Origin of the sequence: Rhizobium sp. Leaf306 (assembly GCF_001423425.1) — a bacterium.
GTDB classification, from domain to species: Bacteria; Pseudomonadota; Alphaproteobacteria; order Rhizobiales; family Rhizobiaceae; genus Neorhizobium; species Neorhizobium soli.
This window is the reverse complement of record NZ_LMNX01000004.1, coordinates 191654-215941: the sequence shown is the minus strand read 5'-3', so window position 1 is coordinate 215941 and position 24288 is coordinate 191654. Positions and strand designations below refer to the sequence as shown.

At 61.0% G+C, this 24288-nt stretch carries 20 protein-coding genes; 10 read left to right on the top strand and 10 right to left on the bottom strand.

All coding sequences use genetic code 11. The features are described from left to right. Nucleotides 1-391: 391 nt before the first annotated feature. Both ASG19_RS19135 and ASG19_RS19130 read right to left on the bottom strand, forming a co-directional pair. Entirely contained in the window at nucleotides 392-1909 is a 1518-nt protein-coding gene (locus ASG19_RS19135; RefSeq protein WP_062461083.1) for a TRAP transporter large permease subunit, read from the bottom strand. A 31-nt stretch (nucleotides 1910-1940) separates the two neighbouring features. Next, a complete protein-coding gene (locus tag ASG19_RS19130; protein ID WP_062461080.1) occupies nucleotides 1941-2480 on the bottom strand; it encodes a TRAP transporter small permease subunit in 540 nt (179 codons plus the stop codon). A 302-nt stretch (nucleotides 2481-2782) separates the two neighbouring features. Between ASG19_RS19130 and ASG19_RS19125 the strand changes: the two genes are divergently transcribed. The 4 genes from ASG19_RS19125 to ASG19_RS19110 all read left to right on the top strand — a co-directional run bounded on the left by ASG19_RS19125 (nucleotide 2783) and on the right by ASG19_RS19110 (nucleotide 7672). Beyond that, nucleotides 2783-5107: a GGDEF domain-containing phosphodiesterase gene (locus ASG19_RS19125; protein WP_062461077.1), complete on the top strand. Its 2325-nt coding sequence runs from the start codon at nucleotides 2783-2785 to the stop codon at nucleotides 5105-5107. A 171-nt stretch (nucleotides 5108-5278) separates the two neighbouring features. Further along, complete coding sequence (locus ASG19_RS19120; RefSeq protein ID WP_062461904.1) at nucleotides 5279-6031, top strand: hypothetical protein; 753 nt, start codon at nucleotides 5279-5281, stop codon at nucleotides 6029-6031. A gap of 171 nt (nucleotides 6032-6202) precedes the next feature. After that, nucleotides 6203-6427 carry an aa3-type cytochrome c oxidase subunit IV gene (locus tag ASG19_RS19115; protein ID WP_062461074.1) on the top strand — a complete coding sequence of 75 codons (225 nt, stop codon included), beginning with the start codon at nucleotides 6203-6205 and terminating at the stop codon, nucleotides 6425-6427. Nucleotides 6428-6649: 222 nt separating this feature from the next. Further along, complete coding sequence (locus ASG19_RS19110; protein ID WP_062461071.1) at nucleotides 6650-7672, top strand: LLM class flavin-dependent oxidoreductase; 1023 nt, start codon at nucleotides 6650-6652, stop codon at nucleotides 7670-7672. A 6-nt stretch (nucleotides 7673-7678) separates the two neighbouring features. On the opposite strand, the gene ASG19_RS19105 is transcribed toward ASG19_RS19110, so the two are convergent. The 3 genes from ASG19_RS19105 to rpsU all read right to left on the bottom strand — a co-directional run bounded on the left by ASG19_RS19105 (nucleotide 7679) and on the right by rpsU (nucleotide 10059). Next, nucleotides 7679-8773, bottom strand: a complete 1095-nt coding sequence (locus tag ASG19_RS19105; protein ID WP_062461900.1) for an FAD-binding oxidoreductase — start codon at nucleotides 8771-8773, stop codon at nucleotides 7679-7681. A 14-nt stretch (nucleotides 8774-8787) separates the two neighbouring features. Then, on the bottom strand, nucleotides 8788-9675 hold the full coding sequence (locus ASG19_RS19100; RefSeq protein ID WP_082476443.1) for a tetratricopeptide repeat protein: 888 nt from the start codon (nucleotides 9673-9675) through the stop codon (nucleotides 8788-8790). Nucleotides 9676-9810: 135 nt separating this feature from the next. Then, the gene (rpsU, locus tag ASG19_RS19095) at nucleotides 9811-10059 is read right to left on the bottom strand and encodes a 30S ribosomal protein S21 (protein ID WP_062461068.1); all 249 of its coding nucleotides are present in this window, start codon (nucleotides 10057-10059) and stop codon (nucleotides 9811-9813) included. Nucleotides 10060-10369: 310 nt separating this feature from the next. Between rpsU and ASG19_RS19090 the strand changes: the two genes are divergently transcribed. The 6 genes from ASG19_RS19090 (at nucleotide 10370) to ASG19_RS19065 (ending at nucleotide 17189) form a co-directional block, all read left to right on the top strand. Then, nucleotides 10370-11344: a zinc-binding dehydrogenase gene (locus ASG19_RS19090; RefSeq protein ID WP_062461064.1), complete on the top strand. Its 975-nt coding sequence runs from the start codon at nucleotides 10370-10372 to the stop codon at nucleotides 11342-11344. A gap of 300 nt (nucleotides 11345-11644) precedes the next feature. Next, nucleotides 11645-12898, top strand: a complete 1254-nt coding sequence (locus tag ASG19_RS19085; protein ID WP_062461061.1) for a sarcosine oxidase subunit beta family protein — start codon at nucleotides 11645-11647, stop codon at nucleotides 12896-12898. 19 nt (nucleotides 12899-12917) lie between these two features. After that, complete coding sequence (locus ASG19_RS19080) at nucleotides 12918-13274, top strand: sarcosine oxidase subunit delta (protein ID WP_062461058.1); 357 nt, start codon at nucleotides 12918-12920, stop codon at nucleotides 13272-13274. Next, on the top strand, nucleotides 13271-16246 hold the full coding sequence (locus ASG19_RS19075; RefSeq protein ID WP_062461055.1) for a sarcosine oxidase subunit alpha: 2976 nt from the start codon (nucleotides 13271-13273) through the stop codon (nucleotides 16244-16246). Before ASG19_RS19080 ends, ASG19_RS19075 begins: the two co-directional genes overlap by 4 nt. Next, nucleotides 16239-16793, top strand: a complete 555-nt coding sequence (locus ASG19_RS19070) for a sarcosine oxidase subunit gamma (RefSeq protein ID WP_062461052.1) — start codon at nucleotides 16239-16241, stop codon at nucleotides 16791-16793. Before ASG19_RS19075 ends, ASG19_RS19070 begins: the two co-directional genes overlap by 8 nt. 75 nt (nucleotides 16794-16868) lie before the next feature. Beyond that, a complete protein-coding gene (locus ASG19_RS19065; RefSeq protein WP_062461049.1) occupies nucleotides 16869-17189 on the top strand; it encodes a hypothetical protein in 321 nt (106 codons plus the stop codon). Nucleotides 17190-17216: 27 nt separating this feature from the next. On the opposite strand, the gene ASG19_RS19060 is transcribed toward ASG19_RS19065, so the two are convergent. The 5 genes from ASG19_RS19060 to glgC form a co-directional block, all read right to left on the bottom strand. Then, on the bottom strand, nucleotides 17217-17702 hold the full coding sequence (locus tag ASG19_RS19060; protein ID WP_062461045.1) for a MaoC family dehydratase: 486 nt from the start codon (nucleotides 17700-17702) through the stop codon (nucleotides 17217-17219). A 76-nt stretch (nucleotides 17703-17778) separates the two neighbouring features. Then, a complete protein-coding gene (gene glgX, locus ASG19_RS19055) occupies nucleotides 17779-19722 on the bottom strand; it encodes a glycogen debranching protein GlgX (RefSeq protein ID WP_062461894.1) in 1944 nt (647 codons plus the stop codon). A gap of 204 nt (nucleotides 19723-19926) precedes the next feature. Then, nucleotides 19927-21555: an alpha-D-glucose phosphate-specific phosphoglucomutase gene (locus ASG19_RS19050; RefSeq protein WP_062461043.1), complete on the bottom strand. Its 1629-nt coding sequence runs from the start codon at nucleotides 21553-21555 to the stop codon at nucleotides 19927-19929. Nucleotide 21556: 1 nt separating this feature from the next. Continuing rightward, a complete protein-coding gene (gene glgA / locus ASG19_RS19045; RefSeq protein ID WP_062461040.1) occupies nucleotides 21557-23002 on the bottom strand; it encodes a glycogen synthase GlgA in 1446 nt (481 codons plus the stop codon). 13 nt (nucleotides 23003-23015) lie between these two features. Next, a complete protein-coding gene (gene glgC, locus ASG19_RS19040) occupies nucleotides 23016-24278 on the bottom strand; it encodes a glucose-1-phosphate adenylyltransferase (protein ID WP_062461037.1) in 1263 nt (420 codons plus the stop codon). Nucleotides 24279-24288: the final 10 nt, after the last annotated feature.

Sequence of the window (24288 nt, the reverse complement as noted above, 5' to 3'; positions counted from 1 at the left end):
CGGGGTTTTCTTTTGCAGCTGAGGGATGGCGCCGGACTGGATTCACGCAATAGACGCGCTGCACGTATGCCCGGTTGTGTCGGCTCGACAATCACACGCTGGTATCTATGATGGTGGCGTTCGAAGGCAAAAGCAGAGCACTCCGTGGCCAGCCGGAGTATCGGTGAAGACGGGCTTCCCCGACTTTTAGGCAAAAGCCTTGCCGTCGAACAGGAGGTGATGCGATGTGGTTTCCACTGAGTATTACGTTGCTGGTTAGGAAATACCGGACGGGCTGGTCAGTGTCCGTCCGGCTCAATTTCCTAGTCAAATAACAAACGGAGGGCAGAGTTCGCGCTTTGCTCTCCACTCCAATGTACTACTGCACCGGTTTTCTGGCAAGACGAAGCCGTTACGGGTTGATCTTGGGTGGCTCGCCGAAGTTGGGCATGCCGGGTAGTCCGGGGGCAGGTTGCGCGCCGCCGCCCTGACCGGGCGCACCATCCATCGGCGGCAGGCCAAAATTGGGCATCTGGTTGTTGCCGCTATCATTGCCGAAGCCGGGGATTTCGATCTTGATCGTATTGAGATCGACGTCTGGAGCCTTGTCCAGCCAGTAGGTGACGGATTCCGGCCAGAAGATGATGATGGCGACGAGGATCAGCTGCATCCCGAGCCACGGAATGGCGCCGAGATAGATGTCCTTCGTCTTCACAGTCTTCGGCGCGATCGATCGCAGGTAGAAGAGTGCGAAGCCGAATGGCGGGTGCATGAACGAGGTCTGCATGTTGACGCAGAGCAGCACGCCGAACCAGATCAGGTCGATGCCGAGCGCCGTTGCGACCGGCGCCAGCATCGGCAGGACGATAAAGGCGATCTCGAAGAAATCCAGGAAGAACGCCAGGAAGAAAATGAAGATGTTGACGAAGATCAGGAAGCCGAGGGCGCCGCCCGGAATATGAGACAGCAGGAATTCGATCCAAAGCCCACCGTTCATGCCCTGGAACACAAGGCTGAAGCAGGTGGCACCGACGAGGATGAAGACGACCATCGAGGTGATCGTCATTGTCGAATGCATGGCCTGCTTGACGAGGTCCCAGGTCAGGCGGCGGTGCATGGCAGCAAGCGCCATGGCGCCGACGACGCCGAGCGCGCCGGCTTCCGTCGGTGTGGCAAGTCCCATGAACAGGGTGCCGAGGACAAGGAAGATCAGCACGACCGAAGGGACCATGCCCCACAGCACTCTCAACACCAGCGCGGCATTGAGTTCGCCGCGGGCCTCCGGCGGCAGCGCCGGAACATCCTGGGGCCGGACGATCGAGGTGAAGAGAATGAACAGCAGGAAGATCACGACCTGCAGGATCGAAGGACCGATGGCGCCGAGATACATGTCGCCGACCGAACGGCCGAGCTGATCGGCCAGAACGATGAGGACGAGCGACGGCGGGATGACCTGAGTGATGGTGCCGGAGGCTGCAATCACGCCGGTCGCCAGCCGCGGATTGTAGCCGTATTTCAGCATGATCGGCAGGGAAATCACACCCATGGTGATGACGGATGCGGCAACCGTGCCGGTGATGGCGCCGAGAATTGCGCCCACGATGATCACCGCATAGGCAAGGCCGCCGGGAATTGCGCCGAACAGTTTTCCGGTGCCTTCGAGCAGGTCCTCGGCAAGACCGCAGCGTTCAAGAATGGCACCCATGAAGGTGAAGAAGGGAATGGCGAGAAGCAGGTCGTTGGAGACGATGCCGAAAATGCGCAGCGGCAGGGCCTGCATGAACGCATATTCGAAATGACCGGTGTAGATACCCAGGAAGCCGAAAAACAGCCCGACCGCGGAAAGGGAAAAGGCGACCGGAAAGCCGTAAAGCATGAAAATGATCATGCCCAGAAACATGGCCGGTGGCATTACGCCGTATTCAAACATGAGCTTGGTTTCCCCCCGGAATGGCGCGGTCTTATTGCAGTGGCTTTTCGTAGGTCGTGTCGACCTGGAGGGTGCCTGTAAGGCCGGCGATCCGCTTAATCAGCTCGGACAGGCCCTGAAAGGCAAGGAGCACGAACCCCGAGACGATGATGAATTTGACGGGCCAGCGGATCAGGCCGCCGGCATTCGAAGACACTTCGCCTTGCATGAAAGACAGGGAGAAGAACGGCCAGGACAGCCATGCCAGAAAGAGGCATGCTGGGATCAGAAAGATCACCAGGCCGATCGCATCGATCCACAACCGCTTGCGATCCGAGACGGCGCCGTAGATCAGATCGACGCGGACGTGTTCGTTGAGACGAAGCGTATGGGATGCGCCCAAGAGAACGATAAACGCGAACAGATACCACTGGATTTCCAGCCAGCCATTCGAGCTGTAGTTGAACGCATAGCGAATGCAGGCATTACCGGCACTGATCAGGCAGCAGGCCAGAACGAGATAACCCGCAAATTTTCCGACGATTTCGCTGACACGGTCAATTAACGCGCTGAATTTCAACAGGCCCGCCATACTCGCTCGCTCCCCAGCAGGTCTTTACCTCTGCCCGAATGAGGCGATGTAAACGAACGCTTATTAAAAGAAAAGACCCCCATAGGTCGCATAAATGCCGTTTCCAGGCATTCCGCGAAATATTATTGCGAAGGTGGTCGCGAGAGCGCATAATTGAGTTTGGAGAGTTTTAGCAATCCCTGTTACCGTTCATTGATCGCTTTTCGACGAACCCCCACAATCCAAGGGGTCGCACTCCGACAACAATCAATTTTTAAAACGTTTTCTCCATTGTCGGTCTGATGGCAAGGGAATGTGCCCCTATGAAGAATGCGGAAGCGCAAACGCTGCCGACAGAAGTTTATCTGTCGTTCGTCGAATCGCTGTTTAGAAATCGTGGAACGCTGTGGACTGGCATGGTGGTCCATATCCTGTCGTGCGCAGTGATTTTTGCGACGACGGGCTCTACCTTCTATATCATGCTGATTGCGGTGTTCTTGGCCGTCTTCACGTTCCGGGTCATCTCGTTCCGCCGCTTCGACAGTCTCGACCGTGCGGTTCTTTCCCGCGACGAGATCGAAAGCTGGGAAACACGCTACGTCTACGGCGCCGCGGCGACTGCTTTCCTTCTCGGTATCAGCAGCGCCTATGCGGTTCTTGTCCTGCGGGACATGATGGCCGCCTTCATGTGCATCGCGGTCACCATGGCGTCGATGGTGTCGATCGTCGGCCGCAACTACGGGTCTGCTCGCGCGGTTGCGCTGCAGACGACCGGCTGCTGCTTGCCGCTGATCATTGCCTGCGTGCTGACCGGCGAAATCAATCTTGCGCTGATGGCGCTCTTTCTCGTGCCGTTCGGGTTGACCACCCAGTCGATGGCGACGGGGGTGCGGGAATTTCTCTACAAGAACGTCATCGTTTCGCGCGAGATGAAGACGGTTGCCGACCAGCTCGACAGTGCGCTCAGCACCATGACGCATGCGCTGATCATGCTGGACGCCGATGGCCGGGTGCAGGTCGTCAACCGGCGCGCGCACGAATTGCTGGGACTGGGCGATGCCGAAGACCTGATGGGTGCGAGTTTCATTGCCGCCCTGCGCGACCGCGAAAACGCGTTTCCGGACGAGATCCTGACGCAGATCGGCGGCCTACTGGAAGGGCAGGCGGGCAAGACGCTGCTTCGTCTCAATGACGACACCTATCTGGAATTCTCGCTCAGCCGCCGTTCCGAGGGCGGTCTCGTGATGATCTTCGAGGATGTCAGCGCAAGGGTCGCTGCCGAAGAGAAAATCCTTCACCTTGTTCGTTTCGACACGCTGACCGGCCTGCCGACACGGGGACATTTCACCGAACAGGTCAAACGTCGGCTGGCAAATGCAGGTCCGGAGATGTGGGCCGGACTTGCCATTCTTGATGTCGACGGGTTCAAGCATGTCAACGACATGCGCGGCCATGTGGTGGGCGACAAGCTTCTTGCAGCAATTGCCGAACGGGCAGCGGCGTTTGCGAGCGACGAGGTTCTGATCGGCCGGCTGGTGGGCGACGAGTTCGTTCTGCTGGTGACCGGTAAAGACGGTTCTTGCGCGATCGAGGCGCGTATCCGCGAGATTCACCGGACATTCGAGGGGGATTACCGGGTCGACGGGCTTAGTCTTTCGGTATCGCTCAACAGCGGTTGCGTCATTCTGCCCGCTGAAGATTTCGACATGGAATCCTGGCAGATCAAGGCGGACCTTGCCCTCAACGAGGCAAAGTCGACCGGCAACGGCACGGTTAGAACCTTCAGGCCGGAAATGGATGGTCGGTATGTGGCCGAGCAGCGTCTGCGGACCGATCTGCGCCATGCCATCGAAAACGGCCATCTGTCCGTCGTCTACCAGCCGATGTACCGGCCGGACGGGTCCGAGATGGAATGCTGCGAGGCACTGGTGAGATGGTCGCATCCCGAGCGCGGCTGGATCGGCCCCAACATTTTCATCCCGCTTGCCGAAAGCATGGGCCTGATTTCGGACGTCACCCGGTTCGTGCTGGACAAGGCATGCGCCGACTGCGCCGAATGGTCGGGCGGTATGGCGGTCTCCGTCAATCTCTCGGTCAAGGATCTTCGTGGCGGTGCGATCACGGCAATGGTGGCCGAGACTTTGGCGCGGTACAGTCTGCCTGCCGCACGGCTGCATCTGGAAGTAACCGAAAGCTGCTTCATGGAGGAGCCTGTCGCCGTGAGTGCGACGCTCAGCCGGTTGCGCGCCAACGGCGTGACGATCGCAATCGACGATTTCGGCACCGGGTTCTCGAGCCTCAGCTATCTGGATTCCCTGCCGATCGATATCGTCAAGATCGACCGCGCCTTCGTGCGCGACATCGGTACCGATCCGCGCCGCATGAAGCTTTTGAGCGGCATCGTGCATCTTTCACGCGAGCTCGATCTCCGCATCGTTCTCGAAGGCGTCGAAACCCAGGAACAGCTGGATCTCGTGCGCAAGCACAATTTTGCGGACCTGGTTCAGGGCTACATCTTCTCGCCGCCGGTGCCGGTCGATGCGCTGGAGAGTCTGCGCGTTAACGGCGTTGCTCTCAGCAAGGCGGGTAGTCGTGCCGTATCGGGCCGCAAGAACGACGCGCCGCGGTCACTGAGCGCGGCTGGCTAGACGCGCTTCCCCATATCTTCACGGGCTATTTTTTGCACCCGCGGCATAAGGTTACCGTTGGCGGTTAACTATTTCTGTTTAAAGTTTGTTAAACATAATTTCGGCGATTGCGATCAAGGCTCAGTTCACGGTTAATCCTGGGTTAACGTCCCATGGATAATTCACATGCCGATAAAGCAATCTGTTCCTGAAGCACCATTTTCCGAAAAGCTCCTCGCATCCCTCGACCACATCGAATACCGCCGCATTCAGAGCGCCGAAGATTTCGAAGATATCGCCAGATTAAGATACAAAGCCTACAAGGCGCAGGATGTTCTCCCCGTCGGTGCGGTGGACATGCTCGATGAGATCGATTTCGACCGCAACGCCTATGTCTTCGGCATTCATCATTACGAAGAACTCATCGCGACGATCCGCGTCCATTACGTGACGCCTGACCATCGTGTGTGCCAGTCGACAGGCGTGTTTCCCGATGCGGTCCACGCTTTCCTCGATGCCGGGATGACGCTGATCGACCCGGCCCGGTTTGCGGTCGATCCGGCTGTCGTCGCCGAATTGCCGACGATCCCTTATATCACGCTGCGGCCCAGCATCATGGCTGCGATCCATTTCGATGCCGACCGGGTGTTGCAGCACATCCGCCCGCCGCATGCCTCGTTTTACAAGCGCATCTTCCTGGCGGATATCGTCGTGCCGCCAACGATGGCCGGCATCTACGGCTTCGAGCTCACGCTTCTTGCGTCACGTGTCAAGGAGGTAAGGCCGCAGTTGATGCGGCGGTTCCCGTTGTTCCGGTCGGAGGCCTATGAACGGCGGATGATGTTCGGCAACGAAGCGCAGTTCGACAGTCCGCCACTCACCGTTCTGCCGACCGCGAGGATCGCGGGAAGGCCGACCTCTCAGGAAATGGCGTTCGCCGAGTAGGTGTTAAAGCACCAGCCGCGGCGTGGCGCGATTGCGCTTTGAAGCGGTGTGTGTAATCTGGATCGAGAGGCGCTTTTCGGTGATCTGCCAAGGATTCGAAGAGCGAGGAGGAGGCTACCGCGCCACCCCGCCGTGATCGGCTCGTGGGCGCGGCGTTGAAGGAGATCGATGATGGACAAACACCAGAGCGGACCTATGGAGACCGGTGCTCCCATGGATTATCGCGAGCACGAGAAAACCTACGAGGGTTTTCTGGCCGCTGCAAAATGGGGCACGATGTCCACCGTCGTTCTGATGATCGCCATGGCGGCCGGCTTTTTCGGCGGCGCTGGACTTCTCGGCGGCCTCATCGTTTTCATCATCCTGAATATCGCTGGCGTCTTCCTGCTGCGCTAAGCCGGATCTGTTTCTGTCGGAGCGCGGGTGTGACGTTGCACCCGCGCGACCCTGCCGACAGGTACTCCAGACGCTATTTCATTCCATCTTCACAACACTCGTTCGCAATCTGCGAACAATCCGTCTGCGCCCAATTCGCGGCAGGGCCCTAACGGATGCTGCTCCGGCATGCCATGTAGGGGGCAACACCTCTTCTCATGCGCATATTGCCGGAGCCCTATTATGAAGAAAATCGGTTTCCTATCATTCGGCCACTGGACGCCGTCGCCACAATCGCAGACGCGCTCTGCGGGCGACGTGCTGTTGCAGTCGATCGATCTTGCCGTCGCTGCCGAAGAACTCGGTGCCGACGGCGCCTATTTCCGCGTTCACCATTTCGCCCGCCAGCTGGCTTCGCCGTTTCCGCTTCTGGCCGCCGTCGGTGCGCGCACGTCGAAGATCGAGATCGGCACCGGCGTCATCGATATGCGCTATGAAAACCCCCTCTACATGGCGGAGGACGCGGGATCCGCGGATCTGATTTCGAAAGGACGCCTGCAGCTCGGCATCAGCCGCGGTTCGCCGGAACAGGTGATCGAAGGCTGGCGCTATTTTGGCTACGAGCCGGGCGAGGGGATGACGGATGCCGATATGGGCCGCCGCCACGCCGAAGTCTTTCTCGACGTGCTGAAGGGCGAGGGTTTTGCCAAACCCAACCCGCGCCCGATGTTTCCTAACCCGCCGGGCATGCTGCGTCTGGAGCCGCATTCGGAAGGGCTGCGAGACCGCATCTGGTGGGGCGCAAGCTCCGATGCAACGGCAGTCTGGGCGGCCGGGAAGGGCATGCACCTGCAGAGCTCGACCCTGAAGAACGACGAGACGGGCGAGCCTTTCCACATCCAGCAGGCAAAGCAGATCCGCGCCTATCGCGACGCCTGGAAGGCGGCCGGCCATCAGCGCGAACCGCGGGTATCGGTCAGCCGCTCGATCTTTGCGCTGACGGACGATCGCGACCGGGCCTATTTCGGCCGCGGCGGCAAGGAGCAGGACTCGGTCGGATATATCGACGACAGCACGCGGGCGATCTTTGGTCGTTCCTATGCGGCAGAACCGGAAGCCCTGATCGAGGAGCTGCGCCAGGATGAGGGCATTGCCGAGGCCGATACGCTGCTTCTGACCGTGCCGAACCAGCTCGGCGTTGACTACAACGCCCATGTCATCGAGTCGATCCTGAAGCATGTGGCGCCGGCGCTCGGCTGGCGCTGAGGGCTGTCAGCTAAAGCGCGACAGACGGTAGGGGGCGAGAAGAGGTTCTTGCGCCCCTTCCAGGATTTCGGTGGCGGCAAACAAGCCGATCGCCGGAGCGAGTGTGATGCCCGAATGGGTGACGGCAATGTAGAGGCCGGGGAGGGTTTGGCCGGTCTGATCTTCGGCACGTCCGATGATCGGAAAGCCGTCCTTTGGCATGGGGCGATAACCGACGGTGTAGAAGTCCATGACCAGGCTGTCGCCGCCTTTGGCGAACCGCTTCAGTTTGCCGAACAGTTCCTCCGCCGCGCCATCCGGATCGGTTCCGGGATCCATGCCGCCGAAATCGGTTCCGGCGACGAGCCGACCGTCGGCGGTTTGCCGGACATGCAGTTCCGGCGCAATGACGAGGCCGTTGAGCATCGGTGCGACCGGCGTCGAGTGGACGAGGAGACCCGGTGGTGTTTCGACCGGGACCTCTATTCCGACAGAAGCGGCAAGGGTCGCTGTCCCGGCGCCGGCGGCGAGCACGATCTCACGGGCTGTGTATTCGCCGCTGTCGGTGACCACAGTTGCAACATGGCCTTCGCCATTGCGCCTGAGGGCAGTGACCCGGATGCCTTCGGTGAGAAGCATGCCGCGTCTTTGGGCGTCTGCGATGAGGATCTCGGCGCTCGCCTGCGGCTCGGCTACACCCTCCATCGCGGCGTAAAGCGCGGTGTTAGGCACGTCGTTCAAGGCCGGTTCGATGGCGGCAATCCTAACGGCATCGACCTCAGCGATGTCGTAGCCCCAGCCGGAATGCTGGCTGGCGTAGGTCGTCAGGTCAGCCTGCGACATGTCCCAGCATAGGCCGCCCGCGAAAGATAGGGGCAGGGTGGGGACGTCCTTCGCAAGGCGTTTCCATTCGGCGATGGAGCGCATGCGCAGGTCGAAATAGGCGCGCGGATTGCCCCAGCTGGCGTTGATCCAGGCGAAGGAATTCGGCGTGGCTATGCCGCCCGGTTTCTCAGAAAGAAGATGGACTTTGGCGCCTGACACCGTGAGGTGCCAGGCAATCGAGGCGCCGACAATCCCGCCGCCGATGACGATGATATCATGGCGACCGGACTGCTGCATCGTCATGGCTCCGCTTAGCTATTGCCGCCGCGTGTACGTGCCGCGCCGTCCTGGGCCGGCTTGTAGTTCGGGTCCAGGCGGACGGCATGCGAGAACGAACGGTTGGCGCGGGCACGGTCGCCGCGATGCTCATACACCAGTGCCTGGTTGGCCCAGGATTCGGCAAGCTTGTCGTTCAGCTCGATGGCACGGTTGAAGTCGGCAAACGCATTCTCGTCGTCGTTCATGGCGAGATAGGAAATACCGCGACCGTTATAAGGCTCGGCCGAGCTGGAGGAGAGCGAGATCGCCTTGGAGAAGTCGTCGATCGCCTGCGCGTGCTGATTGCGGGCCTGATAGATCAGGCCGCGGTTGTGGTAAGCGCGACCATCGGTCGTATCGAGATCGATGGCCTTGTTGAAGTCACTGAAGGCTTCGTTGAGGCGGCCGGCCTGGCGATAGATATTGCCGCGGCCGATCAGGGCGACGTCGTAATTGGCATTGATCTGGAGCGCGCGGTTGTAATCGTTCGCGGCTTCGACAGGCTTGCCCATGTTGCGATAGACGAGCGCCCGGTTCGCATAGGCCTGGTAGAACTGCGGATTGATCTGGAGCGCGCGATTGAAATCGTCCAGCGCCCGCTTGAATTCGCCGGCGCGGCCGTAGGCCGACCCGCGAATGTTGTAGCCTTCCGGATCAGACGGGTTGGAGCTGATGACGGAGGACAGGGACGAGATGTTCTGTTCCGACCCCTGGGCGCGATCGACGCTGATCATGTCCGTCGACGTGGTCGTCGAGCAGCCGGCCAGCGCGAGCACTGCCACGATACCGATCGGAGCGAGGGCCTTGCGAATTGGGGCGACGGTCAAGGAATGGCCGGAGTTTCGGGTTCCATCGGAAAAAACGGCAGTCTTGGCGGCCATCAGGCGCTTGTCCTCGTATCGGGCTGTCAGGATCGGCAGAACGTGTCGGAATGTCGACTGTTCCGAATCAAAAAAGCGGCGGCGCCCATGTCGCCACCGCTCATAATCACATGAAAACGTCGAAAAAACGACCGATCAACGAGCAGCCGGACGGGCGGTTGCCGGGCGCGGCGTTGCCGGAAGAAGACCTTCGCGCTGCATGCGCTTGCGGGCCAGCTTGCGGACGCGGCGAACGGCTTCAGCCTTTTCGCGGGCGCGCTTTTCCGAAGGCTTTTCGTAGTAATCACGCATCTTCATTTCACGGAAAATGCCTTCGCGCTGCATCTTCTTCTTGAGAGCGCGAAGAGCCTGATCAACGTTGTTGTCCCGGACAAGTACCTGCACGTGAAATCCCGTTCCTTTGGTTTGTTATCGCCAGGGAATCTGCAGGATTCGAGGCGAGAGAATGTCGGAGCCCGGCGGATAGCCGAAGCGATTGGTGAAGGCACTTAACAGAGGAGATGTCAAAAGTCTACCCGCGGCTGCGGGCTTCTCAAGAAATTTACAGCCGCTGCTCCGCGCGGGGTTATATCAGCCTAGCGATGTCCTATATCCGCCACCAAGCCATAGTCGATTTGCGCCCATGCGGGAACCTGTTCCCAACCGGCCCAAGCCTTGTCCTGCCGAGCCACGCGGGACCGAACGGAGAAATCTCATGCGTAGTGCCATTCATTCCAGTTTCGGCGATCCGTCTTCCGTCCTGTCGATCGAAGATCGCCCAATTCCGCAGCCCGGCCCCGGCCAGATCCGGATCCGCATGTCGATGGCGGCGATCCACAATCACGATCTTCTGACGGTTTCCGGCGATTACGGCTACAAGCCCGACCTGCCCGCCGTCGCCGGCACCGAAGGAACCGGTATCGTCGATGCGCTGGGCGAGGGTGTCTCGCACCTGAAGGTCGGGCAGCGTGTGGCGGCCTCAGGGCAGGGCACCTGGGCGGAGTATTATATCGCGTCGGCCATGGCAGCCGTGCCGCTTCCCGATTCGATTTCCGATGAGGCTGGCGCGCAGCTGATCTCGATGCCGCTCAGCGCCCTGACACTGCTCGATTTTGCGGGTGTCGAAAAAGGTGACTGGATCATCCAGAACGCGGCCAATGGTGCGGTCGGCAAGACGCTCGCGATGTTTGCCAAGCCGCGTCAGATCAATGTCATCAACCTCGTCCGACGTGACGAGGCGGTGCGCGAACTGGCGGATCTCGGCATCCAGAATGTCGTCTCGACGTCGCAGACCGGATGGCGCGAGACGGTCAATGCGCTCTCGGGCGGAGCCGCGATCAAGGCGGGGGTCGATGGCGTCGGCGGCCCGGCCTCCGGAGACCTACTGTCGGTGCTTGGCGAAAACGGCCTGCTGATCTCGTTCGGACTGATGTCGGGAACGCCGATGCAGCTTTCAGCCAGCGACATGATTTTCAAGCAGGCGGTGGTCAAGGGTTTCTGGCTCGCCAAGATCGCGCCCAAGCTTCCTGCGGAAAAGATGAAGAGCCATATCAGCGAGATCGTCGAAGCCGTCGCCAACGGCACCGTGACCCTCACCGTCTCCGAGGTCTTTGGTCTCGATGACATCTCCAAGGCGGCCAAGGCAGCCGGCGAGCACGGCCGCACCGGCAAGGTGCTGCTCCGGGCCTGATTTTGCCTCTCGATGACAAACCGGGGAAACTTTCCCCGGTTTCTGTCTGTCCAATTTTCCTAGGAAGCCTGTGGCCGCGTTAACGGCCGGTCGCTCTAACGTCACGACCCCATCTTCCCTCCGCCGTCGTCACATGACCGTCGGCCGGGCCTTTCGTCCGAGGTTCCCGGGCCTGTTTTCCGCGTGTGTCGAAACAATCCTCTGAGGCGTCGCAAAACGGCCATTGCGGCGCATATTGATTTGCGATGGGTATGGTTCTACCCAAGAGCCTTACCCGGCGGATCAAGGAGACGCGGCCTCATGCGCAAATATTCGGTTTTCGCCATAGCCCGCGAGGCAATGCGTGCCCACAAGGGATGGGAGGCGCAGTGGACCTCTCCCGAGCCGCGCAGCTCTTACGACGTGATCATCGTCGGCGCCGGCGGTCATGGTCTCGGTGCCGCCTATTATCTCGCCAAGGAACACGGCATCACCAATGTCGCGGTGATCGAGAAGGGCTGGCTCGGCGGCGGCAATACCGGCCGCAACACGACCATCATTCGCTCCAACTATCTCTACGAAGAGAGCATGGACATCTACGAGCATTCCCTCAAACTGTGGGAAGGCCTGAGCCAGGAGCTCAACTACAACGTCATGTATTCGCCGCGCGGCGTGATGATGCTGTCGCACAACATTCATGACCAGCAGTCGTTCAAGCGCCATATCAATGCCAACAGGCTCTATGGCATCGACAACGAATGGCTGACGCCGGAGCAGGCGAAGGCCTTCGTGCCGGTTCTCGATATTTCGAAGACGGCACGCTACGCCATCAATGGTGCTGCCCTGCAGCGCCGCGGCGGCACAGCCCGCCACGATGCCGTTGCCTGGGGCTATGCGCGCGCGGCGGCCGATCGCGGCGTCCATATCATTCAGAACTGCGAAGTCACCGGCATCCGCCGCGGACCGGGTGGCGAAGTTCAGGGCGTCGAGACTTCCAAGGGCTTTATCGGTGCCAACAAGGTCGGCGTATCGGCTGCCGGCCATTCGTCGGTCGTGATGGAAATGGCGGGCGTTCGCGTGCCCCTGCATTCCAACCCGCTGCAGGCGCTGGTGTCGGAACCGCTGAAACCCATCTTCCCTTGCGTCGTCATGTCGAACACGGTGCATGCCTATATCTCGCAGTCCGACAAGGGCGAGCTGGTGATCGGCGCCGGTACCGACCAGTATAATTCATACTCGCAGACCGGCGGCCTGCAGATCATCACCCATACGCTCGATGCGATCTGCGAACTGTTTCCGATCTTCCGCAGGGTCAAGATGATGCGGCAGTGGGGCGGCATTACCGACAACACGCCGGACAGGTCGCCCATTCAGGGTGTCACCCCGGTTCCGGGACTGTTCGTCAATTGCGGCTGGGGAACCGGCGGCTTCAAGGCGACGCCCGGCTCGGCCAACCTGTTTGCGCATCTGATCGCTAAGGGCGAACCGCATAAACTGGCGTCGGGTCTCAATCTCGACCGGTTCCGCACGGGCCGCCTGATTGACGAGGCGGCAGCCGCTGCCGTCGCGCACTGATAGTGAGGGGATAGACCAGATGCTTTTGATCCACTGCCCCTATTGCGAAGAAGATCGCTCGGAACTGGAATTCCGCTGGGCCGGCGAGGCGCATATTGCCCGGCCGGAGAATATCGCGGCGATTTCGGACGAGGAATTTGCGGAGTTCTTCTTTCTTCGCAACAACGAAAAGGGTCTCACCTATGAACGGTGGCGGCATATTCACGGCTGTGGCCGCTTCTTCAACGCGGCCCGCGATACGGTGAGCGACAGGTTCCTGATGACCTACAAGGCGGGACTGCCGAAACAGCCGATCCCGGTTGCGAGCAAGGCTGCGGCGATTGCCGAGGAAAAGACCGTCGAAACCTGGGAAGCTACGGAAGGAGACGCGAGATGAGTTCTTCCTCCAACTCGGGTGAATTCCGCATCAAGGGCGCCGGCCGTCATACGCCGGCCCGCACGGCGCGCTTCACGTTTGACGGCAAAAGCTATACGGCGCTGGAGGGCGATACGGTTGCGTCAGCGCTTCTGGCGCATGGCGTGCATCTGCTCGGCCGCTCGTTCAAATACCACCGCCCGCGCGGCATCCTGACATCTGGTCCGGAAGAGCCGAATGCGCTGCTCGACGTGTCTCGTGATGCCGCCCGCCGCCAACCGAATGTGCGCGCCACGGTGCAGGAAGTGTTCGATGGCGCCAAGATCGCCTCGCAGAACCGCTGGCCGTCGCTCAAATACGATATCGGCGCGTTCAACGACATGCTGTCGCCGTTCTTCGCCGCCGGTTTCTACTACAAGACCTTCATGTGGCCGCGGGAAGCCTGGCACAAACTCTATGAGCCGATCATCCGTCGCGCTGCGGGTCTGGGCGAAGCGCCGAAGGAAGCGGATCCCGATCATTACGCCAGCCGCTACGTGCATTGCGACGTGCTGATCGCCGGCGCCGGTGTCGCCGGCCTGACGGCGGCACTTTCGGCGGCGGCAACGGGCAAAAAGGTCATTCTCGTTGACGAACAGCCGGAAGTCGGCGGTGCGCTGCATTTCGACAGTTCCACGGTGATCGACGGCCAGAACGGTTTCGACTGGGCGCAGGCCATGGCTGCAAAGCTGAAGGCGATGCCCAACGTCACCGTGCTCACCCGCACCACTGTGTTTGGCTATTACAATCACGGTTTCCTAGCCCTTGTGGAACGGGTGACCGACCATGTCGCGCTTCCGGGCAGGGACCTGCCGCGTGAGCGTCTCTGGCAGGTGCGTGCGAAAAAGGTCGTGCTGGCGACCGGCTCGATCGAACGGCATATGGTGTTTGCCAACAATGACCGGCCGGGCATCATGCTGGCGTCTGCCGCGCGCAGTTTCCTCAACCATCACGGCGTTGCCGTCGGCCGCAATGTCGGCGTCTATACCGCCCATGACAGCGCCTATGAGGCGGCGTTCGACCTGAAGCGGGCGGGTGTCTCGATCGCTGCGATCGTCGACAGCCGCAGCCATCCGGGTGATGGTGTGCTTGCCGAGGCCCGTGCGCTCGGGATCGACGTGCTGACAGGCCATGCCGTGACCGACACGTCCGGCCGGCTGCGGATCAACTCCATCACCGTCACCCGCAATGGCGGCGCCAATGCGCGCAAGATCAAGGTTGACGCGCTGCTCATCTCGGCAGGCTGGACTCCGTCAGTGCATCTGTTCTCGCAGTCTCGCGGAAAACTGCGCTTCGACGAGGCAAACCAGCGGTTCCTGCCGGATATCTACGCCCAGAACTGCATCTCGGTCGGGGCCTGCAACGGAACCGACGATCTGGCGGACCTGATCGACGAGGCGATTGCCGCAGGCGGCGGTGCAGCTGTGGTCTCGGGCGAAAACCGGTTCGAATGGACCGGCGGCATGATCGGTGCGGCCGAAGGGGCGGGACCGGAGGATGCGGTCAAGGCGTTCGTCGATTTCCAGCATGACGTGACCGCCAAGGACATCCGTCTTGCGGTGCGCGAAGGCATGCATTCGATCGAGCATATAAAGCGCTTTACGACCAATGGCATGGCGTCCGATCAGGGCAAGCTTTCCAACATGCATGGCCTCGCCATCGCGTCTGAAATGCTCGACCGGCCGATCCCGCAGGTGGGTCTCACCACGTTCCGTGCGCCATACACGCCTGTCACCTACGGCACGCTGATCGCCCATTCGCGCGGCGACCTGTTCGATCCGGCCCGCAAGACGCCGATGCATGCGCCGGAAGCGGCAGAAGGCGCCGAGTTCGAGGATGTGGGCAACTGGAAACGCGCCTGGTATTTCCCCAAGCGCGGCGAAGACATGCACGCAGCCGTCAACCGCGAGTGCAGAACCGTGCGTGAGGTCGGCGGCGTGTTTGATGCCTCGACGCTCGGCAAGATCGAGGTGGTCGGCCCGGATGCGGCGAAATTCCTCAACCTGCTCTACACCAATACCTGGGATACGCTGAAACCCGGCAAGAGCCGTTATGGGATCATGACAAGGGAAGACGGGTTCATCTATGACGACGGTGTCGTCGGGCGCCTGGCAGAAGACCGTTTCCATGTGACGACCACGACCGGCGGTGCGCCGCGGGTGCTGCAGCATATGGAAGACTATCTGCAGACGGAATTCCCGCATCTCAACGTATGGCTGACATCGACCACCGAACAATGGGCTGTCATCGCGGTACAGGGTCCGAAGGCGCGCGAGATCATTGCGCCCTTCATCGACGGGCTCGACATTTCCAACGAAGCCTTCCCGCATATGAGCGTTGCCGAGTGCACGATCATGGGCGTTCCGGGGCGGTTGTTCCGCATGTCGTTTACCGGCGAGCTCGGGTTCGAAGTCAATGTGCCCGCCGATTTCGGGGCGGCGGTTTGGAAGGCGATCTGGGAACGCGCGCAATCGATGGGGGCCTGCCTCTACGGCACGGAAACCATGCACGTTCTCCGCGCCGAAAAGGGCTATATCATCGTCGGCCAGGATACGGACGGCACGGTCACCCCTGACGATTCCGGTTATGGCTGGGCTGTCTCGAAGAAGAAGACCGATTTCGTCGGCATCAGAGGGCTGAAGCGTCCGGACCTTGTGCGCGAGGGACGCAAGCAGCTGGTCGGCCTGTTCACCAAGGATCCGAAGGATGTGCTGGAAGAGGGCGCGCAGATCGTTGCCGATCCGAACCAGCCGAAGCCGATGACCATGCTCGGCCATGTGACCTCGTCCTACTGGTCGGAAACTCTCGGCCGATCGATCGCGATCGCGCTGGTTGCCGGCGGTCGGGCCAAGATGGGAAGCACGCTCTACGTGCCGATGGCGGACAGGACGATTTCGGTGGAAGTGACCGACATGGTGTTCTTCGACAAGGAAGGAGGCCGCATCAATGGCTGATTTTGCAATGCCTCAGCGCGTACTCCCGATGACCGGTTTTCACGGCGGATCTTCCGTCGTCCGGCTTGAACCGGCAGCTCCGGCTGGCCGCATCTCGCTGCGGGCGAAGGCTGAGGATGTCTCAGCACTTTCAGGCTCGCTCGGCGTCGATCTGCCGACAAGGCCGAAGACGTCCGCATCCGCCAACGGCCGCACCGCGCTGTGGCTCGGACCGGACGAGTGGCTGGTGATCGACGAAAGCGAAAGCGGCCTGATGACCGCTGCCGCCAATTCCGGTGTGCTGCATTCCGCGACCGACGTGTCTCACCGCAACACCGCGATCCTGATTTCGGGTCCGGGTGCGGAGGCCGCGATCAACACGGGTTGCCCGCAGGATCTGTCGCTTTCAGTCTTTCCGGTCGGTGCCTGCTCGCGCACGCTGTTTGGCAAGGTGGAAGTGGTGCTTATGCGTACGGGCGAGGAGGCGTTCCGAATGGAAGTCTGGCGGTCGTTTTCCGACTACGCCTTCGGCCTTCTCTCGGAGGGCGCGAAAGACGCTGCGCTCTAGCTCTTCGACCATCGCCTGACTTGAATTGGGTTCGACAATACCGCACCCTCCCATTGCAGAATGGGAGGGTTTTTTATGGTGGACGCTGGTTGGCCGGATATTCAGTGGGTCTTGCTTGGGATCGCTGCCGCCATTGCCGGGGGCGCGGTAGCGGCGAAGTTGTCCGGTGTCGAACTGTGGAAGGGCATTCTGGTCGGCGGGGTAGCGGTCATTGCGGCGCTACTGGCTTCGCTCGTGCCGGGGATCGACCGCAGTCTGTCCATGCCGATCGCCGGGTTGATCGCGGCCGGGGTTTCCGGTTCTGCGCTGGGGCTGACGGCATCCCGGACGGCGCCCCTTCTCATCGGTGCCGCCTTGCCGCCGCTCATCGGGTTGCTGATGCTGGAATTGGGATGACGCGAGAGGAGATGAACGGGAGGTAACTCAGGCGTCTTCCGGCCGATCCTTCGGGTCGAACTGGACGATAGTGATCCAGGTGGCGGTCAGTGCCGGCTTTTTCTCGTTCTCGATCTCGATCGAAACCTCGTATGTGGTCATCAGCATGCCGGCGCCGCGGAAGCGGCTGTCGGCCAGCGTGAAGTGGCCGCGGACCCGCGCGCCACTCTTGACGGGCGACATGAAGCGGACCTTGTCGAACCCGTAGTTGATCCCCATCGTCTGTTCGCGGATTTTCGGCATGGTCTCGTAGTTCATGGCCGACAGCAGCGACAGCGACAGAAAGCCGTGGGCGATGGTGCCGCCGAATGGGCTTTCGGCCTTGGCGCGCTCTGGATCCACGTGGATAAACTGATGATCGAGCGTCGCATCGGCGAACTGGTCGATCATTGTCTGGTTGACGGTAATCCAGTCGGAAACACCCAGTTCCTGACCGACCAGTCCTGCAACATCGGCGAGGGAAATTTCACGCATGCGCTGCTCTTTCCGTTGGTTGTGATGCGGACTCTTACAGGCTTTGAAGGACTTGGCGACAGGTTTTTGCAGTGCATCAATTTTCGATGCAAAAGCTGACCGACCGGGGGGGAAGTGCCGTATCCCACGGCTGGTTATCAGGATAACAACGCCAGTTCGGGCCGGGAAGGGCGAAGGTTTGCGGGGTGTGGCCGCGGTTGACGATGATGGCGAGCCGCGTGGCCTTTCCGGTCGTTGCATCGTCGGTTTTCAGCATGAAACCGAGGACCGGATTGGCGGGGTTTTCCCAGTCGGAGACCTGCATCGGCTGGCCGCTTGGCGAGATCCATTCGATATCGCCATCGCCCGTGAGCAGGCTGGTTTCGGAGAATACGTGGAACCGTTTGCGGAGGGCTGAAAGCATTGCCGTGTGCTCGACCAGCGCCTCGTCGAGCGTTGCCCAGTCCATCCAGGTGATCTCGTTATCCTGCGCATAGGCGTTGTTGTTGCCGCGCTGGGAGCGGCCGGCCTCGTCGCCCATCGTCAGCATGATCGTGCCTCGGCTGGCAAACAGCGTCGAGAGCAGGGCTTCGGCGTCCCTTCGACGGTCGGCGAGGATATCGCGGTCGCGGGTCACGCCTTCGGTGCCGTTGTTCCAGGACATGTTGTCGCCGTGACCGTCGCGGTTGTCTTCGCCGTTCGCCTCATTGTGTTTGTCCTCGTTGGACACGAGATCCATCAGCGTGAAGCCGTCATGGGCGGCGAGGAAATTGACCGTGCGCGTGTGTCCGGAGAAAAGGTCAGACGAGCCTGCAAGCCGGGTGGCGAGCGCGCCTGTCGTCCACACGTCGCCGCGCCAGTAACGGCGGATGTCGTCGCGGGCGCGGTCGTTCCACTCGAGGAATTTTTCCGGAAAATTGCCGAGCTGATAGCCGCCGGGGCCGATATCCCAGGGTTCGGCGATCATGACGCGGTCTTTCAGGACCTCGTCTTCGAGCATCGTGGTCAGCGTTTCGCTATCGGCATCGAAACCGTTCGAGGTGCGACCGAGGATCGGTGCAAGATCGAAGCGGAAGCCGTCGACGCCTGCATGAATGACGAAATGGCGCAACGTATCGACGATCAGGCGCCGGACTTCGGGATGGTCGCAGGCGAGCGTGTTGCCGGTACCGGTGTCGTTGATGAGAAGGCCGGGCTCACCCTGCGCGTGACGATAATAGGCGAGGTTGTCGATCCCGCGCATCGACAGCGTGGCACCGTAGCGATCGCTTTCGCCCGAATGGTTGAACACGAGATCGAGGATGACGCCGATGCCGGCCTCGTGCAGGGTGGCGACGGTGTCGCGCAGTTCCTCAACCCCGCCCGGGCAAAGGCGCGGGTCGAGCGCCATGAAGGCGATGGGATTGTAGCCCCAGCCATTGGTGAGACCCAGCGACGGGAGGTGCCGTTCGTCGATCCAGGCGGTGATTGGCATCAGCTCGATCGCGTCGACGCCGATCCTTTTGAGATGGGCGATGATCGCTGGATGCGCGAGCGCCGCGACCGTGCCGCGGATATCTTCCGGCACGTCGGGGTGGAGAATGGTGAAGGGTTTTACGGCGACTTCGTAGATCAGTCCGCCGGCGTTAAACCGCGGCGCCTCGATCTTGGCTGCGACGTGCTCCGTGACGATTGCCTTGGGCACCAGGCCGGCCGTGTCGAAGTTGAACTGCGAGAGGTTCGGATCGTAGACGAAGGGGCGGTCGAGTTCTTTGGCGTAGGGGTCGACAAGCAGTTTCGACGGGTCGAACCAGAGGCCTTTATCCGGATCGTAGATGCCATGGGCACGAAAACCGTAGCGCTGGCCGGGTCTGATCGAGGGAAGGTCGATGCGGTAAAGGTTGTCGTCGCCGCGCGTCATCGGGTGGCGGGCGGTTTCCGTCTCGCCATCGGCATCGAACAGGCAGAGTTCGATCTTTTCCGCATGCTGCGACCAGACCGAGAATTCAGCCATCTTATCCAGGAGAACAGCGCCGCGTCTTTGAGCGTGTGCGTGAGACATATCGGGTTCCTTATCGCTCATCCATTTCGCCAGCGACCCTGCGTTCGCGGCTGACAATCAGCCTGCCTTCTCTCCGCTTGGTGGGAAGAAGAGACGTGTCCTATGGAAGTAGGGTCCCGTGTCGCTGCGGCAAATCCTTCTCCCCGATTGCGGGGAGAAGGTTGCTGTCGCCGGATGAGGGGCAATGTCACCCGGCAGCCTCGATCAGGTGATCACCGTCGGGGCATCCCGGCCGGACCGCTTCTTGAGATCCGAAATCTCGTCTGCCACTGCGATCAGGTCGGCGAGCGCCGTCTGGGTCTCGATGTCGTGGCGGCTGGCATCGGGTTCGTAGCGCTCGACATAGACGCGGATCGTCGCACCCGACGTGCCGGTGCCCGACAGGCGGAACACAACGCGAGAGCCGCCTTCGAACAGGATGCGGATGCCCTGGTTCTTCGAAACGGAGCCGTCGATCGGGTCGAGATAGGCGAAATCGTCAGCAAATTCGACCTTGAGTGCGCCGAAGGTCTGGCCGGGGAGCGTCGGGAGCTTTTCGCGCAGGGCCGCCACGAGAGCGTTCGCTGCATCCGAATCCACTTCCTCGTAGTCGTGGCGGGAATAGTAGTTGCGGCCGTATTCGGCCCAATGCGACTTGACGATTTCAGCGACGCTCTCGTTTCTGGCTGCCATGATATTCAGCCAGAACAGAACCGCCCAGAGGCCGTCCTTTTCTCTCACGTGGTCGGAACCGGTGCCGAAGCTTTCCTCGCCGCAGACGGTGGCCTTGCCAGCATCGAGCAGATTGCCGAAGAACTTCCAGCCGGTCGGCGTTTCGTACATGCCGATCTTCAGCTTTTCGGCCACGCGGTCGGCTGCCGCACTTGTCGGCATCGAACGGGCAATGCCTGCAATACCCTTGGCGTAGCCCGGTGCGAGCGTCGCGTTTGCTGCGATGATCGCCAGGCTGTCCGACGGTGTCACGAACATGCCCTTGCCGACGACCATGTTGCGGTCGCCGTCGCCATCGGAGGCGGCACCGAAATGCGGGCCGCTCTTACTCATCACGTCGTCATAGAGTTCCTTGGCATGGACAAGGTTCGGGTCCGGATGATGACCGCCGAAGTCGGGAAGCGGGATCGCGTTGCGTACCGAGCCCTCGGGCGCGCCAAGCCGGTTCTCGAAGATTTCCACGGCATAGGGGCCTGTGACGGCGCCCATCGAATCGATAGCAATGCGGACGCCGCTCGCAAGCAGGGCGCGGATTGCCACGAAATCGAACAGCTGCTCCATCAGTTCGGCATAGTCAGCGACCGGATCGATGACCTGGACTTCCATTCCGGAGATCTTGAACGTTCCGACTTCGTCGAGGTCGATATCGGCGGAGTCGACGATCTTGTAGGTGTCGATCACCTTGGTGCGGGCAAAGATCGCGTCGGTGATCTTTTCAGGCGCCGGGCCGCCATTGCCGGTGTTGTACTTGATGCCGAAATCTTCGTTCGGACCGCCGGGATTGTGGCTGGCCGACAGGATCAGGCCGCCGAAGGCGTGGTATTTGCGAATGATGTTGGAGGCGGCCGGCGTCGACAGGATACCGCCCTGGCCGACCATGACCTTGCCGAAGCCGGAAGCCGCGGCCATCTTGATCGCCTTCTGGATGACTTCGCGGTTGTAATAGCGGCCGTCGCCGCCGATCACCAGCGTCTTGCCTTCAAACCCCTTGAGGCTGTCGAAGATCGCCTGGATGAAGTTCTCGGCGTAATTTTCCTGAGCGAAGACGGGCACCTTCTTGCGCAGGCCGGAGGTCCCAGGCTTCTGATCCTGATAGGGCGTGGTCGATACGGTTTTGATCATCTCAAATGCCTTTTCTTGCAAGTAGGTCGGAATAGAGCGCGGCGTAGAGGCCAGCACTCCTTTCCCAGGAAACGTCGGATTTCATGCCCTGCTTCTGCATTTCCGTCCAGACATCAGGGTCCTTGTAGAGACGGATGGCGCGGCGCAGGGCGCGGCCAAGATTGTCGGCTGTTGCCGGGCCGAAGGAGACACCGGTTGCGGCCTTCGCAGCGAGTGCGGCGGGGCTGGCGTCGATGACCGTGTCGTTGAGGCCACCGGTGCGGGCAACGACCGGGATGCAGCCGTAACGCAGACCGTAGAGCTGGGTAAGGCCACACGGCTCGAACCGGGAGGGGATGATGATGGCATCGGAGCCGCCCTGGAGCAGGTGCGACAGCGGCTCGTCATAGGTGGTCAGAACCGAAACGCTGCCCGGATGGCGGCCTGCAGCGGCGTGAAATGCGGTTTCGAGCGCCTGATCGCCGGAGCCGAGCACCGCCAGCCTGCCGCCGGCCTCGACAAGGTTGTCGATCTCCTGCGCCAGCAGATCCATGCCCTTCTGCGAGGTGAGGCGGGAGATGACGCAAAACAGCGGACCGTCGCTTTCAACGAGGCCGAACCGCTCCTCGATCGCCCGCTTGTTGCCGGCGCGGCTCTTGAGGCTTCCGGCACCGTAGCGGGTGTGCAGGTTGATGTCGGTTTCCGGGTCCCAGATTTCAGCGTCGATGCCGTTGACGATACCCGTCAGATCCACGGAGCGGCGAGAAAGCAGGCCCTCGAGCCCCATGCCGTATTCGCCGCTCAGAATTTCCTCGGCATAGGAGGGCGAGACGGTGGAGATTGCCCAGCTCGTCTCCAGCCCGGCTTTCAAATAGCTGATGCCGCCGAAATATTCGATCCCGTCCATGGCGAAGGCATGATCCGGCAGACCGAGAAAGGGGAAGATATCGGCGCCGAACATGCCCTGGAACGCGATGTTGTGAATGGTGATCAGCGTCGGGATTTCAGGCGTTTCCGAGTAGCGCATAAAGGCCGGAAGCATGGCTGCCTGCCAGTCGTGCACATGGGCGATGTCGGGCTTCCAGCCCGCGATGCCGTCCTGCGCAATGATCGCACCCGCCTTGGACAGCGCCGCGAAGCGTCTCCAGTTGTCGCGATGGTCCTTGCCCGTCTGATCGAGATAGGGGCCGCCCGGCCTGTCGAAGAACATGGGGCAATCGAGCACCAGGAGGTCTAGCCCCTGGTGCGTGACTTCGAGGATATCGGCACTGGCACCGAGAAGGTCGTCGAAACTCATGACGAGTTTTGCATCCTTCAGCACCCGCATGACAGCCGGATAGCCCGGCATCAACGTCTTCACCGAGATGCCCTGGCTCTTGAGTGCCAGCGGCAGTGCGCCGGCCACATCGGCAAGGCCGCCGGTTTTCACCAGCGGAAAGACTTCGGACGCGACCGACAGAACATTCATCGGAGGATCCCGTTCACAGCTCGAGCTTGTCGATCATCGCCTGGGTGATCAGGCAGATACCGCTCTCGGTGCGGCGGAAGCGCTTGGCATCGAGTTCCGGATCCTCTCCGACGATCAGGCCTTCCGGAATGGTGACGCCGTGGTCGATAATGACATCGCGAAGCTGGGCGCGTCTTCCGATCCGGACATTCGGCAGCACGACCGCGCCTTCGAGCTTGGAATAGGAATTGGCACGCACGCCGGTGAAGAGAAGGCTTCGGTTGAGCGACGAACCGGAAATGATGCAGTCGCCGGAAATGACCGAGGACGTTGCGGACCCGCGGCGGTTTTCGTCGTCATGCACAAACTTTGCCGGTGGGGTGATTTCCCCGAAGGTCCAGATCGGCCAGGACTTGTCGTAGAGATCAAGGCCGGGCACGATTTCGGTCAGGTCGATATTGGCTTGCCAGTATGCGTCCACAGTTCCAGCATCGCGCCAGTAGGGCTCGCGCTCGAAATCGGACCGGACGCAGCTATCGGCAAAGCGGTGCGCGACGGCCTTACCGTGCTCGACGATATAGGGAATGATATCCTTGCCGAAGTCGCGGCTTGAGCCTTCGGCTTCCGCGTCGCGCTTCAGCGCTTCGATCAGAAATTTGGTGTGGAAGACGTAGATGCCCATCGAGGCCAGCGCGAAATCCGGATTGCCTGGAATTCCCGGTGGGTCGGCCGGCTTTTCGACGAAATCGATGATCTCGTCCTTCTCGTTGACATGCATGACGCCGAAGCCCGTGGCTTCCATGCGCGGAACCTCGAGGCAACCGACGGTGACGTCGGCGCCGGAGTTCACGTGCTGCTGCAGCATGTACTCGTAGTCCATCTTGTAGACGTGGTCGCCGGCAAGGATGACCATGTATTCCGGCGCGTAGCCTTCGATGATGTCGATGTTCTGGAACACCGCGTCGGCCGTGCCTTCATACCATTGCGTTTCCGAAACGCGCTGGGAGGCGGGCAGGATGTCGAAGCTTTCATTGCGCTCTGAACGCAGGAAGTTCCAGCCGCGCTGCATGTGGCGGATCAGCGAATGCGCCTTGTACTGGGTCGCAACGCCGATGCGGCGGATGCCGGAATTCAGCGCGTTCGACAGCGCGAAATCGATGATGCGCGCCTTGCCGCCGAAGTAGACCGCGGGCTTGGCGCGGCGATCCGTCAGTTCCTTCAGGCGACTGCCGCGGCCGCCGGCCAGGACATAGGCCATCGCGTCGCGTGAGAGTGGCTGTATGCGTTTGTCGTTCATGGTTCTCCCT

Excerpts from the sequence above, each read along its gene's own strand:
- ASG19_RS19070 (WP_062461052.1), top strand. The coding sequence starts at position 16,239 with ATGGCTGATTTTGCAATGCCTCAGCGCGTACTCCCGATGACCGGTTTT.
- ASG19_RS19115 (WP_062461074.1), top strand. The coding sequence starts at position 6,203 with ATGGACAAACACCAGAGCGGACCTATGGAGACCGGTGCTCCCATGGAT.
- glgC (WP_062461037.1), bottom strand. The coding sequence starts at position 24,278 with ATGAACGACAAACGCATACAGCCACTCTCACGCGACGCGATGGCCTAT.
- ASG19_RS19085 (WP_062461061.1), top strand. The coding sequence starts at position 11,645 with ATGCGCAAATATTCGGTTTTCGCCATAGCCCGCGAGGCAATGCGTGCC.
- ASG19_RS19090 (WP_062461064.1), top strand. The coding sequence starts at position 10,370 with ATGCGTAGTGCCATTCATTCCAGTTTCGGCGATCCGTCTTCCGTCCTG.
- ASG19_RS19065 (WP_062461049.1), top strand. The coding sequence starts at position 16,869 with ATGGTGGACGCTGGTTGGCCGGATATTCAGTGGGTCTTGCTTGGGATC.
- ASG19_RS19105 (WP_062461900.1), bottom strand. The coding sequence starts at position 8,773 with ATGCAGCAGTCCGGTCGCCATGATATCATCGTCATCGGCGGCGGGATT.
- ASG19_RS19080 (WP_062461058.1), top strand. The coding sequence starts at position 12,918 with ATGCTTTTGATCCACTGCCCCTATTGCGAAGAAGATCGCTCGGAACTG.
- ASG19_RS19060 (WP_062461045.1), bottom strand. The coding sequence starts at position 17,702 with ATGCGTGAAATTTCCCTCGCCGATGTTGCAGGACTGGTCGGTCAGGAA.
- glgX (WP_062461894.1), bottom strand. The coding sequence starts at position 19,722 with ATGTCTCACGCACACGCTCAAAGACGCGGCGCTGTTCTCCTGGATAAG.
- ASG19_RS19110 (WP_062461071.1), top strand. The coding sequence starts at position 6,650 with ATGAAGAAAATCGGTTTCCTATCATTCGGCCACTGGACGCCGTCGCCA.
- ASG19_RS19100 (WP_082476443.1), bottom strand. The coding sequence starts at position 9,675 with ATGGCCGCCAAGACTGCCGTTTTTTCCGATGGAACCCGAAACTCCGGC.
- ASG19_RS19125 (WP_062461077.1), top strand. The coding sequence starts at position 2,783 with ATGAAGAATGCGGAAGCGCAAACGCTGCCGACAGAAGTTTATCTGTCG.
- ASG19_RS19050 (WP_062461043.1), bottom strand. The coding sequence starts at position 21,555 with ATGATCAAAACCGTATCGACCACGCCCTATCAGGATCAGAAGCCTGGG.
- ASG19_RS19075 (WP_062461055.1), top strand. The coding sequence starts at position 13,271 with ATGAGTTCTTCCTCCAACTCGGGTGAATTCCGCATCAAGGGCGCCGGC.
- ASG19_RS19135 (WP_062461083.1), bottom strand. The coding sequence starts at position 1,909 with ATGTTTGAATACGGCGTAATGCCACCGGCCATGTTTCTGGGCATGATC.
- glgA (WP_062461040.1), bottom strand. The coding sequence starts at position 23,002 with ATGAATGTTCTGTCGGTCGCGTCCGAAGTCTTTCCGCTGGTGAAAACC.
- ASG19_RS19130 (WP_062461080.1), bottom strand. The coding sequence starts at position 2,480 with ATGGCGGGCCTGTTGAAATTCAGCGCGTTAATTGACCGTGTCAGCGAA.